This is a genomic window from Proteus myxofaciens ATCC 19692, from assembly GCF_001654855.1.
Lineage (GTDB): Bacteria > Pseudomonadota > Gammaproteobacteria > Enterobacterales > Enterobacteriaceae > Proteus > Proteus myxofaciens.
In genome coordinates, this window is the sequence record NZ_LXEN01000042.1 from 1 (window position 1) to 15089 (window position 15089).

The window sequence follows — 15089 nt, forward strand, 5'->3', positions numbered from 1 at the left end:
ATAAAGTTATTATTTAATTTACATTGTTGTTTTAAATTTAAATTATTTTCATTAAAAAAAATTTTTATATTTTAATTGATTTTAAAAGTGAATAAAAATAAATTTTAGTAATGATAAATTTATCGATAATTTATAACATAGGGGGTAATATACAATCATTATGATTTTATTTAGTATTCCATTTTAAAACACCATCTATTACTCATAAATATTATCAAACTAAACAATAACTTTATTCAGTTAATAATTAACTCAGATTAAATAAGAGATTATAATATAATTCCATACTATTAAAAAAACAACAACCAAAATATTGTTTCTGTAATTGCCATAAATAATTCGCGATTTACTTATAGTAAATATTTAACACTGCTATGGGTATCGATAATTATTATGATATCGCAACTTTGGTATAAATAATGCAGTATTATCTAAGATTTAAAATTCCTAACGCATGCAATGAATATAAATTTTCTGCGGATAATAACTTTATTAATTTATAAAACGAAAGATAAGAAGCATAAAGACAGTGAAAATAATTATTTTGCCTTTTCACTATGTTATTCATAAAAAAATCCGTTATGCTGGGTCTTAGTAGGTTAATAAGATAAGGTGCTAGAAATGACGGGAATAGTTCATCAAATAAAAAAATGGATTGGTAGTAAAAAAATAACACACTACCCTTATCCTGCGGTTGATATCACCCTACCTAACAATATTTCTTTGCATCTTGTTGGCAGTATCCATCTCGGAACACCAACTATGTCACCATTATCAGATAAATTACTCGCTGAAATTAAACATGCTGAGGCCATTATTGTTGAAGCAGATATATCCACTGATACACAACCTTTTGTTCAAGAAGCACTTGAAAGAGATATCCTCGAAAATCGTATTAATGAACATTTATTAACCCATATCAGCCAAATTCTAGATGAATTAAATATTCCCCTTTTTCAAATCAATAATAAACCACTTTGGCAAATAGCCTTAATATTACAATCAACACAAGCCATGCAATTAGGCTTACAACCACAATATGGCATTGATTATCAAACGCTTTTATTTGCTCATGAACAAGAAAAAAAAGTGATTGAGTTAGAAGGCATTAATGCGCAAGTCGAGTTATTATTGAATTTACCAAATGATGGGCAACAACTTCTTGAAGATACGCTCAACTATTGGCACGATAATGCACGTACTTTGCAAATCATGATTAATTGGTGGCTAAACTACAATAGTAAAGAAAAACAACCACCATTACCCAATACATTTAGCCAAGCTGTGTTTGATGTATTAATGGAAAGTCGCAATAAAAAATGGGTAAAAACATTATCAAATTTACCCGCTGGCCGTTATGTCGTTATTGTAGGTGCGTTACATTTATTTGGTGAAGGCAATATCATTGAACGATTAACTCATCACGCATAACCCTTTAATGCATAGCAACACAGCTCTCATATTGAAATATAGGTATTACTATGACACCCGCTGTTAATTTACTCGAAAAACAAAAAATCACATTCACTCTTCACCCTTATGAGCATGATGCTAGCGTACATAACTTTGGTGATGAAGCGGTTGAAAAATTAGGTTTAGATAAACGCCAAGTATTTAAAACGTTATTAGTTGCCCTTAATGGTGATGCAAAAAACTTAGCTGTCGCAGTTACTCCTGTTTCTGCTCAATTAGATTTAAAATTAGTGGCAAAATGCTTTAAAGCCAAAAAAGCAGAAATGGCAGATCCACAAATTGCACAAAAAGTAACAGGTTACTTAGTTGGAGGCATTAGCCCTCTAGGGCAAAAAAAACGCTTACCCACAGTTATTGATGAACAAGCTCATGAGTTTTCTACGATGTTTATTTCTGGTGGTAAACGCGGTTTAGATATTGAATTATCTGCTGATGATCTCGCGACTGTCTTAGGTGCACAATTCGCGTTAATACGCAAAGAAGATTAATTATTCATTTCATCAAATAAAAATAGCGAAGGTGACATTAATGCCACCTTCGCTTTTATCTTACTGATAAAGTGATTTATTTTTGATAAATAATTTCACCTTTTGGCTCATAATCAGTCGCTTTTAATGGAGAATGCGTTTCGATATAACCTTTTAATACTTCTGCATCAACAAAACCGGTATTAACGTAGCCTGGATGAGAATCAACTTTAGGATAGCCATCACCACCAATACCATTAAAGTTCAGTGTTGCCATTCGGTAGTTTTGGGTTTTATCAAGCGGTTTACCTGCAATTTTTACATCACTAACATGACATTCAGAGTCAACAGTCAAACTGACATTATAAAACTGTGCATAAGCACCAGAATCTGGTTTCATACACGCAACAGCCGAAAGATAAGGCTCGATTTCTTCACCTTTAAAATCAACGTAGACAAGTTCGTTAGCAAAAGGTTGTACTTTTAAGACGTCTTTATAAGTGATATCACCCGATTCAATAGAATCACGTACACCACCACCACTCATAATAGCAAAATCAGCATTAGCGCGTTCTGCTTGAGCTGACAACAATAAACGAGCCATGTTAGTTTGAACAAAGCGAACTTTACTACGATCACCTTCTAATTTACCAACAACTTCGCCAACTTTAATATTAAGTTGCTCACCACCTTTATCTTGATAAGGTGTTAAGAGACTCATCATTTCTTTGTTATGAGGAATTTCTTTAGTATAGAAAACACGCTCTTTTGTGCCGTCTTCTTTCTTCACTTCTTTATTTAAGTTAATTGGGATCAATTGGTAATGTTTGAGTGTGAATTCACCATTACGGAATTCAAAGTCAGCACGACCTACATATTTGCCCCATTCATGAGCCTGAACAATCCACGTACCATTTTGATTATCTGGTGCACATGGTGTTCCTGGCACATAATCAGCTTGTTTATAGTTTTTGTTCTCTTGAGACATACAAACAGGGTCTTGTGAGTGACCACCCACAATCATATCAAGATAACCTTTTGGTAATGCACGAGCCATTTCCACATCACCAGGCGCATTAGAACCATGATGGCCATCATCATAATGTCCCATATGAGTTGCTGCGATAATAATGTCTGGTTTTTCATTAACGCGTAATTCTTCTACGACTTTTTTTGCTTCATCGGCAGGTTTTCGAAACTCGGTATCAGGGAAATTAGCGGGATTACCAACACGAACAGTATCATCTGTTGTTAAACCTAAAACCGCAATTTTGACGCCTTGTTTATCAAAAATGGTATAAGGTTTAAATAGACGTTTACCCGTACTTGTTTGATAGATATTCGCAGATAAGAATGGGAATGTTGCCCATTGTTCTTGCTGGCGTAAGACTTCAAGTGGATTATCAAATTCATGGTTGCCCAATGCCATTGCATCATAACCGACTAAATTCATACCTTTAAAATCAGGCTCTGCATTTTGCAAGTCTGATTCAGGAACACCAGTATTAATATCACCACCAGAAAGTAGTAGTACGCTACCGCCTTCTTTAGCGACTTCATCACGAATTTCATCAACTACCGTTTTTTGAGCAGCTAAACCGTATTCACCATGATCATTGTGCCAAAAATGCCCATGATGATCGTTGGTGTGTAAAATTGTGATTTGATAAGTTTTGTCTTTTTCCCAAGCCTGAGACATCACAGGCGTCATTGCAAGAGAAACGGTCAATGCGCATGCAGATAATTTAAACGATAAACTCATGGTATATCCCCATGTATATTATTTATTGGAAAGGCTCTGCCATATACCTTCTGTATAAAAAGAAGACAGATGTAAGATGATTTTGCTTTATTTTATGACGTAGGTTATATATTTTTTTTATTATTTCATTGTTCTAATAGTTTTTTTGAGACATGAATCAAACTCTATCTTTCATAAAAGGACTCTATATAAAATAGATGTAGACTAGAATAATAAAAAACAAACATTTTATTAACAACTTAATAATGCAGGGAAATAGATGAGCAATTCAATAACCCCTTCGCAAGAGCAACATGAGCAACATAAAAAAGCGAACAACAGAAACACCGTATTTACGATATTAACGGCAATAAGTTTCTCACATTTACTTAATGATATGATTCAATCGCTTATTTTAGCGATTTATCCAATGTTGCAATCTGAGTTTTCTTTAAGCTTTGTGCAAATTGGGTTGATAACACTGACGTATCAAATTACCGCTTCACTCTTACAACCATTTATTGGACTATATACTGATAAATATCCTAAGCCCTATTCATTACCTATTGGTATGGGCTTTACGTTATCAGGTCTTATTTTATTAGCCCTCGCTGACACTTTCCCACTATTATTAGTCGCAGCGGCGTTAGTGGGTACTGGCTCTTCTGTATTTCACCCTGAATCCTCTCGTGTTGCAAGAATGGCATCAGGAGGCAGACATGGGCTTGCTCAATCTCTTTTCCAAGTTGGTGGAAATTTAGGGAGTTCATTAGGCCCATTACTTGCGGCACTAATCATTGCTCCTTATGGTAAAGGTAATGTTGGTTGGTTCTCTCTTGCTGCATTACTTGCCATCGTTGTTTTATTGCAAGTCAGTCGTTGGTATAAAATTCAGCAAGAAGCACAGAAAAAACAACCAAGAGTAGAACTACCTCATACTATATTACCTCGTAAGACATTATTTGGTTCTTTAGGTATTTTGCTTATTCTTATCTTTTCAAAATATTTTTATCTTGCCAGTATCAGTAGCTACTATACTTTTTATTTGATCCATAAATTTGGAGTTTCAGTACAAAACGCGCAGATTCATCTATTTGTTTTCCTTTTTGCAGTTGCAGCAGGAACGATGATAGGAGGCCCTGTAGGCGATAAAATTGGCCGAAAATACGTTATTTGGGGTTCAATTCTTGGTGTTGCACCTTTTACATTAATATTGCCTTATGCCAGCCTCTATTGGACAGGTATTTTAACCATCTTTATTGGTGTTATTTTAGCCTCAGCATTTTCTGCTATCTTAGTTTACGCTCAGGAGTTAATTCCGGGTAAAACAGGCATGGTTTCAGGGCTTTTCTTCGGTCTTGCATTTGGTATGGGAGGCATTGGTGCTGCGGTCTTAGGGTATGTAGCGGATCAGAAAAGTATTGAATTTGTTTATCATATTTGTGCTTATTTACCTCTATTAGGTATTTTCACCATTTTTCTACCTAATATTGGGTCACATAAAACGAAATAAACTGCTTATCTCCCTATTATTACAGAGAGTTAATAATAGGGTATTAGTCGCCTTAAAAAGCGAATTTATTAAAATAACATAAAAATAAGCAGTTGCATCAAAAAAAACACTGAACATGTTATTTTTATAAATATTCAATAATTTCTAGCGAAATTATGACTCAAATACGTTAAACTATTATCCTGCTTTATCACTCGCCCCGACTCATGTAGTTTTATAACAAGAAGGAGAATTGATGCCGCATTCAACACCACTTATTACCACCATTGTTGGTGGACTAGCACTTGCTTATATTTTAGGCATGATAGCTCAACGGCTAAAAATCTCACCTTTGGTAGGATATCTTGCTGCGGGTGTACTCGCTGGGCCATTTACTCCCGGCTTTGTTGCTGATACTTCATTAGCACCTGAACTTGCTGAAATCGGTGTTATTTTACTGATGTTTGGCGTAGGTTTACATTTTTCTTTAAAAGATTTGATGGCAGTAAAAGCCATTGCTATCCCTGGTGCGATTGCTCAAATTGCAGTAGCAACTTTATTAGGGTTAGGATTATCAGCATTCTTTGGCTGGGGCTTATTTAGTGGCATTGTGTTTGGTTTATGTCTTTCAACAGCAAGTACCGTTGTATTGTTACGAGCTCTTGAAGAAAGAGGCTTAATCGATAGCCAACGAGGACAAATCGCCATTGGTTGGTTAATCGTCGAAGACTTAGCGATGGTTTTAGCACTGGTATTACTTCCAGCGGCTGCCAATATGCTAGAAAGTAGCGATCAAACAAGTATTTCCCAATTAATGATTAATTTAGGTATTACCATTGGTAAAGTCGTTGCCTTTATTTTAATTATGATGGTTGTTGGTCGTAAGCTTATTCCTTGGATTTTAGCAAAAACAGCTGCTACAGGTTCACGAGAGCTGTTTACCTTGTGTGTACTCGCATTAGCGTTAGGCATTGCCTATGCTGCTGTTTCACTCTTTGATGCATCATTCGCATTAGGTGCATTCTTTGCTGGTATGGTACTTAACGAGTCAGATCTAAGCCATAGAGCTGCGCAAGATACGTTACCACTACGTGATGCTTTCGCTGTTCTATTCTTTGTCTCTGTTGGTATGTTATTTGACCCTATGGTGTTAATTGAACATCCTCTAGGTATTTTAGCGACACTCGCTATCATCATTATTGGTAAATCAGCAGCAGCGTTATTGATTGTTCGTATGTTTGGGCACACAAGACGAACCGCCCTCACTATTTCGGCCAGTCTTGCACAAATTGGTGAGTTTGCCTTTATCCTTGCAGGATTAGGCGTCACACTTAATGTATTAGAGCCAGATGCACGTAATCTAGTATTAGCTGGTGCATTAGTATCAATAATGCTCAACCCTATCTTATTTAGCTTATTAGACCGCTACTTGGCTAAAACAGAAACCAAAGAAGAAGTCGACAAGCAAGAACAAGAAGAGAAAAAAGAAGAAGAAATGCCAATACCCGTCGATATTTGTGGTCATGCCATTATCGTAGGTTATGGTCGAGCAGGAAGCATGCTTTCAGAGAAGTTACTTGCTCAATCTATTCCTTTAGTCATTATTGAGAATAGCCGTAAGAAATTCGCTGAATTAAAAGAAAAAGGCTTAAACACAGTCTTAGGTAATGCATCAACAAAAGATTCGCTTGCATTAGCGCGTGTTGATTGTGCTAAGTCTTTATTACTGACCATTCCTAATGGTTATGAAGCTGCGGATATTGCTGAAACAGCAAGAGGCATGAATCCTGATTTAAATATTATTGTTCGTGCTCACTTTGACGATATTATTGTTCGTGCTAATTACGATGAAGAAGCCTCATTTATTCGTGAAAAAGGTGCCGACCATATTGTTATCGATGAAGATCAAACTGCGGCAGCAATGGCTGAAATGCTAACTAAAGAAGTTGAATTTGGCTGTGCTATAGATGAAACACCTGATGACGGACAGCAAGTTATTGCACCCAATCTAGCACAATAACATGTCATATAAATCCCATCATTAACGCTTAATAAAAAAACAACATCCTTAAATTAGGATGTTGTTTTTTTTGTTTCTTAATTAATAAACACGATAAAATAAAAATTTTATTAAAAACGATAACCAACACCAAATGTATAATTGGTATTATTTGAATCGCCTTTATTTCCTTTAATTTTCTCTTTAACAATGTTGGCATTTAAATTAATGCTATCAGTAAAGTTATACATCACCCCTACTCGACCATTAAAATCAAGACTGACATCATTATCAAAACTTCGTCCTACACGCCCTTTAGTATAAGCCGTCACTTTCTTCGCAAAAAGATATTGATTATAATCCCAACCTAATGCACCTTGCAGATAATTAGCATTACCATCATGACGATATTTTAAGTTTTGATAACTTAATATAGTCGTAAATGATAATGAACTTAATTCATCATTCCAAACTTGCCAACCTGGACCTGTACCAACACCTGTTTTTTCTTTAATATCTTCAATCCAGTCATGTTGATAACTTACATTCCCACGCCAGAAGAAAGAAGGCGTAATAAAGCGGTCTAAATCATAGCCAAGATTATAGTAATAGGTACTTACATTGCTATTATCTTTATTTCGTAACATTGCGGCTGTAAAATTTTGGCGCCAATCTTCATTTGAAATATTTAAATTACCATCTAAAGAATATTTTTCAGTCGTTGAAGATCCCTTATTATAAGCGGCTCCAGCATTGATCCCGCCTGAGATTTTATTCTCTCTTGTTTTCGCTTCAATCTTATTTTTACTTAATACTAAATCTTTCGTTAGAGCAATATTTTCTTTACTACCTTCTTTAATTAGTGTTATTTCACCATCAGGACCACTTTCTATAGAATCAATAGATTCCCATTTAGAAAATGTTTCATTTTTAATTAATGAAGGAGTATCAATATTAAAAGATTTAACATCGGCAAGATTAATCCGAATTTCTCCAGCATAACCTGTTTTTACAAGTATTTTATTACTATCAACAATGGAAATAGCACCAGATATTGCATCTCCGTTTTTCAAGTAAATATTATCAGCACTCGCACTAAGAGAGAAAAAAGTTAAAAATAAAAGGGTTACGTTATTACGCATATATATCTCCTGTTAATCCCGTATTACTGTAACTATTGATATTTAAATGCACAAGGCAATTGCTAATAAAATTAACAATTGCCTTGATCTTTATTTATATAAATATAATAGAATAAACGAAAATCGATAAAATACGTTTAACGATCCCAATACGCTTCTTCTAAACTATCTTCTTTTTCTGGCAAGCCACGAGTTAAACGAGGAGAATGCTGACTTAATACTTGGTAACTCACTCTGTTAGCATATTTACAAACTTGGGCTAATGAAGAGTACGTTAAATAAGTTCGAGGATGTTTACTTGAATTAGGCACATTAATACGATGATAGCTATTTGCCGTTATATCATGCAATAGCGCAGATAATGCAGCATCACCAGCACCATTAGTATTCATTATTTTTTCAGGGCCACCCATATAGGGTTCAATATGAGAATAGACTTTTTCAGGATATTCACAATCTTTATAGCGCATTGCGCGACTAAATTCATAGCGATTAAATTCAGCAATAGCACCAGGTAATAAAGGATGCGTTGTTTGGCGCTTAAAATCTAACTCTGTATAACCACCCATATAAAGACCCGCTGGTCCTGCGGTACATAAAACTAAATCAACCCAATCTAAAGCAACATCTGTCGCTAACAATGGATCTGCATGCCCTGTTAATTCAAAAGCTTCATCTTCATTCATTGCTACAACAGAAACGTGCTCATTTAAGAAGTCACGCCAAAATTGAGGATCATCTGCAATAACGTATTTTGTGCCCATAGTCAGAACAACGGGTACATCATATTTTTTTGCATATTCAATCGCCTTCATCGTCGCAAGAGGCATTGGCTCACCCGGTTTACAGCGCACTAAATACGCCGTTAGCACTAATGCTGATGCTTCTGCGATCACTTCTTCACGAATGCTTTCAGGCTGTAGTTGATTCATTTGCCCTGGGCTTATCGCAAAAGTCCGTTCACCGTTTTCAGTAATTAAAGTAAAACAACGACCAATTGCGCCATCAACACCTTGTAAATAGTTTAAGTCAGTACGGCTTGAAGTATTACAAAGATAGCGATAGGCATAACTACCAATTTGAATATTATTACACATCGTACCTAGCAATACTGATCGGTCATCAGCCAATACAGAGTAGTTATGTAATGTATTACCAATAGTGCCACCTGCAAATTCATGAGTGATCAGATTATTTGCAGTTAGTTCGCGATATAAGGCTTCTGCAACATTATCTTCAATAACAAGAGAGTGTCCCTGACTCAAGTTATAACGATTAATAAATTCCTCATCAACCTTCGCTTCAATATCTACCAATGTTTGGTCAATACCAACTATATATGCGCGTGAGGATTCACTATCCGCCATATTGACGATAGGTTGTAATAATGGATCTCGTAAGCTAACGGGAAAGTAGTGTTTAGATTTTCTTTTGCCAGGGAATTTCATGTGAACGATGCTACAAAGCTAAAAAAGATGCGCAATGTTAACACAATATACTCAGAGAGACAGTAGGTGTATGCGAGTACACCTACTATTTGAAGATATTTTTATGCGTCTTTACGACGATTTCTTGCCATATGGCCTAATAGAACGCCCATAACAGTCAGAATAAAGCCAACAAATGCAGCTCCAACTAAAATAAGCGCTCGTTTAGGTGCATCTTTTTTGGTTGGTTCATATGGCTTCATCATATATTTGAAAGGAACGAACTGAAGATCAGTCACACTGACTTTCTCTAATTGCTTAATATTATATAAACGGTTTTTTAATTCCGTACTAATAACAGTTGGATCAGTAATTGACTCTGTAATCGCTAACTTACTTTTTAGTGCATCCGCACCAATCGAAATAGAGTAATCAGGGTCATCTTTAATTTCAGCCCCTTCACTTGAAATAGGTTTTTTAATACCAGCAGCGTTAGCGATTTCTAATGAATATTTAAGACGTTGAATATTCGCGTTACGCGCATTAGAAATACGCTCTAAATCCATTTGATAGCTTTTTTGCGCAAAGCTTAATTTACGTTCAATTTGATCATCAATATCATTTTTAACTTCAGTTCGAACCTGAGTAGAGATATAACGAATATAACCAGAAAGAAGAGCAAACGCATCTTCAGGTGTTGGTGCAGTAAAACTTAAATTTACCTCACCTGCAAATTCATCATCTTTCTCTTTCTCTGTTGGCATTTTTAAATTGATATCATTAGTAACAATTTGCTCAACAAGACGACGTTTATCTAATTCACTTGGATTTTCTAATTTGGCTAATCGCTTTTTATAGTAAGCAGTATTTATTAAATACTCTTCACGATTAACACGAGAATTGAAATTATTTATAAATTTCTGATAAACAGAAGAAGCATTAACACCGGTATCTACATCAACTAAGCTCAGCTCATTTAATGTTGCGCGTAATTGCTTCATTTCATCAAGCATGGGTTTAGTAATTGCTGCTTGGCTTGTCCATTTTTGTGGCAGGAAACTGGCTACCGCAAAGCCAACGATAGCAAATAATAAGGTGATGCCAATAATGAGAAATTTCTTTTTATAAAGTACAGAAAAAAGTTCAAAAAGATCGATTTCATCGTTTTGCTTGATATAGAAATCGTCAAAGTGACTTTTATCTACTTCTGAAGATTGTGGTTTTGAAAGCTTACTATTCATTTTCCTGCCTAAATTTATGTAATGCAGCGTCCGTTTGTCAGCTAATTTAGAGGTTATCCTCTAAAATGCTTAAAATGATAAAAGATAAGTTTATATATAACTGAAATATGATCAAATGAATATATCATTAAATCCTATATTTCTATTTGTATAACTTATCTATTTAGCATCCGTTATCTCACGAATCAATGCCTCAAATAGGTCTATATGATCTGAATTATCATTTAATGCAGGGATATATTCATATTTTTTACCGCCACCATGAAGGAAGAACTCACGGTTCTGACCATTAATTTCTTCTAATGTTTCAAGACAATCAGAAGAAAAGCCAGGGCAAATAACCTGCACATGTTCCACACCTTCACTGCCCAGTTTTTCCATTGTCTTATCAGTATAAGGCGTCAACCAAGGTTCACGACCAAAACGAGATTGGAAGGTCAACATAATTTGCGCTTCAGGGTAATCTAGCTGCTCTTTTAATTTTTTCGTCGTTAAACAGCACTCATCATAATAAATGTCGCCCGTTTTCACAAAACGCTCAGGCACACCATGAAAAGACAGGACTAAACGATCTGGTTTACCGTGTTCTTGAAAGCTTTTTTCAATCGAATTAACGAGTGCTTTAATATACAGAGGGTTATCTGCATAACTACGAATAAAATTAAGTGAAGGAATTGTACGTCGTACTTTAAATAAATCACTGACACCATCAAATACGGCACCAGAAGTAGAACATGAATATTGCGGATAAAGTGGTAGCAAAATCAGTTTTTCAACACCTTTATCAAGTAAGCGCGATAACGCACTTTCAAGCGAAGGTTGGCCATAGCTCATGCCTAATTCTACAGGAATATCAGGAAAGCGTTCAGCTAACGCTTTTTCTTGTGCTCGGCTATAAACAAGAAGCGGAGAACCGTCTTTAGTCCAAATTTGTTGATAAAGCTTTGCAACTTTGGGAGAACGAAAAGGAAGTACGACGCCGTAAAGGATCGGTTTCCAAATCAATGGAGAAACATCAACAACACGAGGATCACTAAGAAATTGCGCTAGATAACGTCGAACTGCGTCTGTTTTGGGCGCATCAGGTGTGCCAAGATTAACCAAAAGTACACCATATTTAGCTTCATTCATACCCTGACTCCTTAGAGTGATGTTGTCAAAATAACGAAAGACAGAAAGGATAAAGGATATTGAATGAGAATGCTTGTTAATTCGTCAATTGACCGCTTTAAAGGCAAAAAAAATCTCGTGTAATTAAGTACACACTCTTTTTGTAATCACAAAAACAAGGTACTCAAATTAAACGAGATTAATTATCGATAATAAAAATTAACCAAGAATATTTTTCAATTCTGCGTTAATGTCGCTCACTTTTTGTGTGCCATCGATTTTGAAGTATTTTGCATTAGTTGCTTTTGCTTCATTTTGATAATAAGAAACTAAAGGCGCTGTTTGTGAATGATATTCAACTAAACGCTTACGCACAGTCTCTTCTTGGTCATCTTTACGTGTTGTTAATTCTTCACCAGTAACATCATCACGATTTTCAACCTTAGGTGGATTGAATTTAACATGATAAACACGGCCTGATGGTGCATGAACACGACGACCAACAATACGCTCAACAATAATGTCATCAGGAACTGCAAACTCTAAAACAAAATCCACATTGATACCGGCTTCTTTCATTGCATCAGCTTGTGGGATTGTTCTTGGGAACCCATCCAACAAGAAACCGTTGTGACAATCATCTTGTTTGATGCGCTCTTTTACTAACGCAATCACTAATTCATCAGTCACTAACTGACCATTATCCATCAACGCTTTAGCTTGTAGACCAAGTTCTGTACCTGCACTTACTGCAGCACGTAACATGTCACCAGTTGAAATCTGTGGGATACCATAGTTCTCTTTAATGAATTGAGCTTGAGTGCCTTTACCAGCGCCTGGAGCGCCTAGCAGAATGATACGCATCGCGTAAATCCCCTTGCATTTAATTTTTTATAGTTAATATCGAAAACGCGTTACCATACCATTTTGTGAGGTCTTCGCTCAAGAAATCACGTAATCGATTACTGATTATTTTTCTCGAAAATGAAAAAAACCACGCTCTTATTACAAGAAACGTGGTTTAAATGTTTGAAAACGAAAGTAGTTATGCTTTCTGTGCTAAAAGTTGATTCACTAAGCGAATAAACTGGTTAGGGTCATCTAATGAACCTTTTTCAGCAAATAGCGCTTGATCAAGCAGTAAATTAATCCAATCTGCAAACAGCGTTTCATCTGTTAATTCTGCTGTCTGTTTCACTAATGGATGATTAGGATTTAGCTCAAAGTTGTATTTAACTTCTGGCACTTCTTGCCCTGCTGCTGCAAATAATTTCGCCATTTGAGTGGTCATTTCATCTGCACTAGTCGTCACAATCGCTGGCGTATCGGTTAAGCGATGAGTTAATTTAACATCTTTTACTTTATCGCCTAATAACGCTTTAATACGTTCAACAAAAGGAGCTAATTGTTTGTCGGTATCTTCTTGTTCTGCTTTTTTCTCTTCATCCGCTAATTTATCAAGAGATTCATCAGCCTTGCTCACAGATTGGAATGATTTACCATCAAATTCAGTAAGGTAGTTCATCATCCATTCATCAATGCGATCAGATAACAATAGAACTTCAATACCTTTTTTACGGAATAACTCTAAGTGAGGGCTATTTTTAGCAGCAGCATAACTATCAGCCGTGATGTAATAAATCTTATCTTGGCCTTCAACCATTCTGCTTACATAGTCTTCAAGTGAAACAGTTTGTGCATTACTATCATTATGTGTTGAAGCAAAACGTAATAATTTAGCAATAGACTCAATATTAGAAGCATCCTCAGCAGGACCTTCTTTAAGGACTAAACCAAACTCTTTCCAGAATGATTGATATTCTTCAGGTTTAGTTTCAGCCAGTTTTTGTAACATCTGTAATGCGCGTTTTGTTAATGCACTACGTAAATTACGAGTGACAGTGCTGTCTTGTAATATTTCACGAGAAACGTTAAGCGGTAAATCGTTAGAGTCAATTAATCCACGAATAAAACGCAGATAATTAGGCATAAATTGCTCAGCTTCATCCATAATAAATACACGCTGAACATAAAGTTTTAAGCCATGGCGTTGATCACGATTCCATAAATCCCAAGGTGCTTTTGAAGGCACATACAGTAAGCTTGTATATTCTTGTTTACCTTCTACACGATTGTGTGCCCAAATAAGCGGATCTGCAAAATCATGTGAGATATGTTTATAAAACTCTTTATACTCTTCATCGCTAATATCGGCTTTATTACGAGTCCACAGAGCTTGAGCTTTATTAATTTTTTCCCAAGTTACAGTGCCGTCTTCTTCATTTTTAGTTTCAATTTCAACAGGCAGGGAAATATGATCGGAATATTTGCTAATAATACTACGCAGTCGCCAATCATCTAAAAACTCTTCATCACCTTCACGTAAATGAAGCGTAATTTCTGTACCTCGATCTGCTTTTTCAATATCGGCTACGGTATAATCACCTTCACCCTCAGATTCCCAAAATACGCCATTTTCAGCAGGTTCACCGGCAGCTCGAGTGCGGACTGTCACTTTATCAGCCACAATAAAGGCTGAGTAGAAACCCACACCAAATTGGCCAATTAATTGACTATCTTTAGCGCTATCTTGTCCAATAGATTCTAAGAATGATTTTGTACCAGATTTCGCGATAGTCCCTAAATTATCGATGACTTCATCGCGAGTCATACCGATACCATTATCACTGATAGTCAGTGTACGTTTTTCTTTATCAGCAGAGATACGAACATGAAGTTCGCCATCATTTTCATAGAGCGCTGAATCTGATAATGCACGGAAACGCAATTTATCCGCAGCATCTGACGCGTTAGAAATCAATTCGCGAAGGAAAATTTCTTTATTAGAGTAAAGAGAATGGATCATTAGTTGAAGCAATTGTTTTACTTCTGACTGAAATCCCCTAGTTTCTTGTCCTTTCATACTCATTATTACCTCAATTTATCCCAATTTGGCGAAAAAAACGATATGAATTAAAGAATGGGGCTAGTTATGAC

The 15089-nt window shown here is 35.8% G+C and carries 11 protein-coding genes; 4 read left to right on the forward strand and 7 right to left on the reverse strand.

Annotated features, from left to right (window positions below):
* Positions 1-621: 621 nt before the first annotated feature.
* Both M983_RS05075 and ybaK read left to right on the forward strand, forming a co-directional pair.
* Entirely contained in the window at positions 622-1431 is an 810-nt protein-coding gene (locus M983_RS05075) for a TraB/GumN family protein (RefSeq protein ID WP_066748029.1), read from the forward strand.
* A 50-nt stretch (positions 1432-1481) separates the two neighbouring features.
* Positions 1482-1961 carry a Cys-tRNA(Pro)/Cys-tRNA(Cys) deacylase YbaK gene (ybaK, locus tag M983_RS05080; protein ID WP_066748032.1) on the forward strand — a complete coding sequence of 160 codons (480 nt, stop codon included), beginning with the start codon at positions 1482-1484 and terminating at the stop codon, positions 1959-1961.
* A 76-nt stretch (positions 1962-2037) separates the two neighbouring features.
* Here the strand turns inward: ybaK and ushA are convergent, their stop codons facing one another.
* A complete protein-coding gene (ushA, locus tag M983_RS05085; RefSeq protein WP_066748035.1) occupies positions 2038-3702 on the reverse strand; it encodes a bifunctional UDP-sugar hydrolase/5'-nucleotidase UshA in 1665 nt (554 codons plus the stop codon).
* 259 nt (positions 3703-3961) lie between these two features.
* Here ushA and M983_RS05090 point away from each other — a divergent pair, with 259 nt between their 5' ends.
* Both M983_RS05090 and ybaL read left to right on the forward strand, forming a co-directional pair.
* Positions 3962-5194: an MFS transporter gene (locus M983_RS05090; RefSeq protein ID WP_066748043.1), complete on the forward strand. Its 1233-nt coding sequence runs from the start codon at positions 3962-3964 to the stop codon at positions 5192-5194.
* Between the two features lie 235 nt (positions 5195-5429).
* Complete coding sequence (ybaL, locus tag M983_RS05095; RefSeq protein ID WP_066748046.1) at positions 5430-7193, forward strand: YbaL family putative K(+) efflux transporter; 1764 nt, start codon at positions 5430-5432, stop codon at positions 7191-7193.
* Positions 7194-7303: 110 nt separating this feature from the next.
* Here ybaL and M983_RS05100 read toward each other — a convergent pair whose 3' ends face one another.
* The 6 genes from M983_RS05100 to htpG all read right to left on the reverse strand — a co-directional run bounded on the left by M983_RS05100 (position 7304) and on the right by htpG (position 15021).
* Positions 7304-8314, reverse strand: coding sequence for a DUF481 domain-containing protein (locus tag M983_RS05100; RefSeq protein WP_066748049.1), 1011 nt, complete (start codon positions 8312-8314; stop codon positions 7304-7306).
* Positions 8315-8451: 137 nt separating this feature from the next.
* Entirely contained in the window at positions 8452-9762 is a 1311-nt protein-coding gene (locus M983_RS05105; protein WP_066748051.1) for an inosine/guanosine kinase, read from the reverse strand.
* A 101-nt stretch (positions 9763-9863) separates the two neighbouring features.
* Positions 9864-10982: an LPS O-antigen length regulator Wzz(fepE) gene (gene wzz(fepE), locus M983_RS05110; RefSeq protein ID WP_066748054.1), complete on the reverse strand. Its 1119-nt coding sequence runs from the start codon at positions 10980-10982 to the stop codon at positions 9864-9866.
* A gap of 159 nt (positions 10983-11141) precedes the next feature.
* Positions 11142-12113: a ferrochelatase gene (gene hemH / locus M983_RS05115; protein ID WP_066748058.1), complete on the reverse strand. Its 972-nt coding sequence runs from the start codon at positions 12111-12113 to the stop codon at positions 11142-11144.
* 198 nt (positions 12114-12311) lie between these two features.
* A complete protein-coding gene (gene adk, locus M983_RS05120; RefSeq protein WP_066748061.1) occupies positions 12312-12956 on the reverse strand; it encodes an adenylate kinase in 645 nt (214 codons plus the stop codon).
* Between the two features lie 181 nt (positions 12957-13137).
* Complete coding sequence (gene htpG / locus M983_RS05125; RefSeq protein WP_066748064.1) at positions 13138-15021, reverse strand: molecular chaperone HtpG; 1884 nt, start codon at positions 15019-15021, stop codon at positions 13138-13140.
* Between the last annotated feature and the right edge of the window lie 68 nt (positions 15022-15089).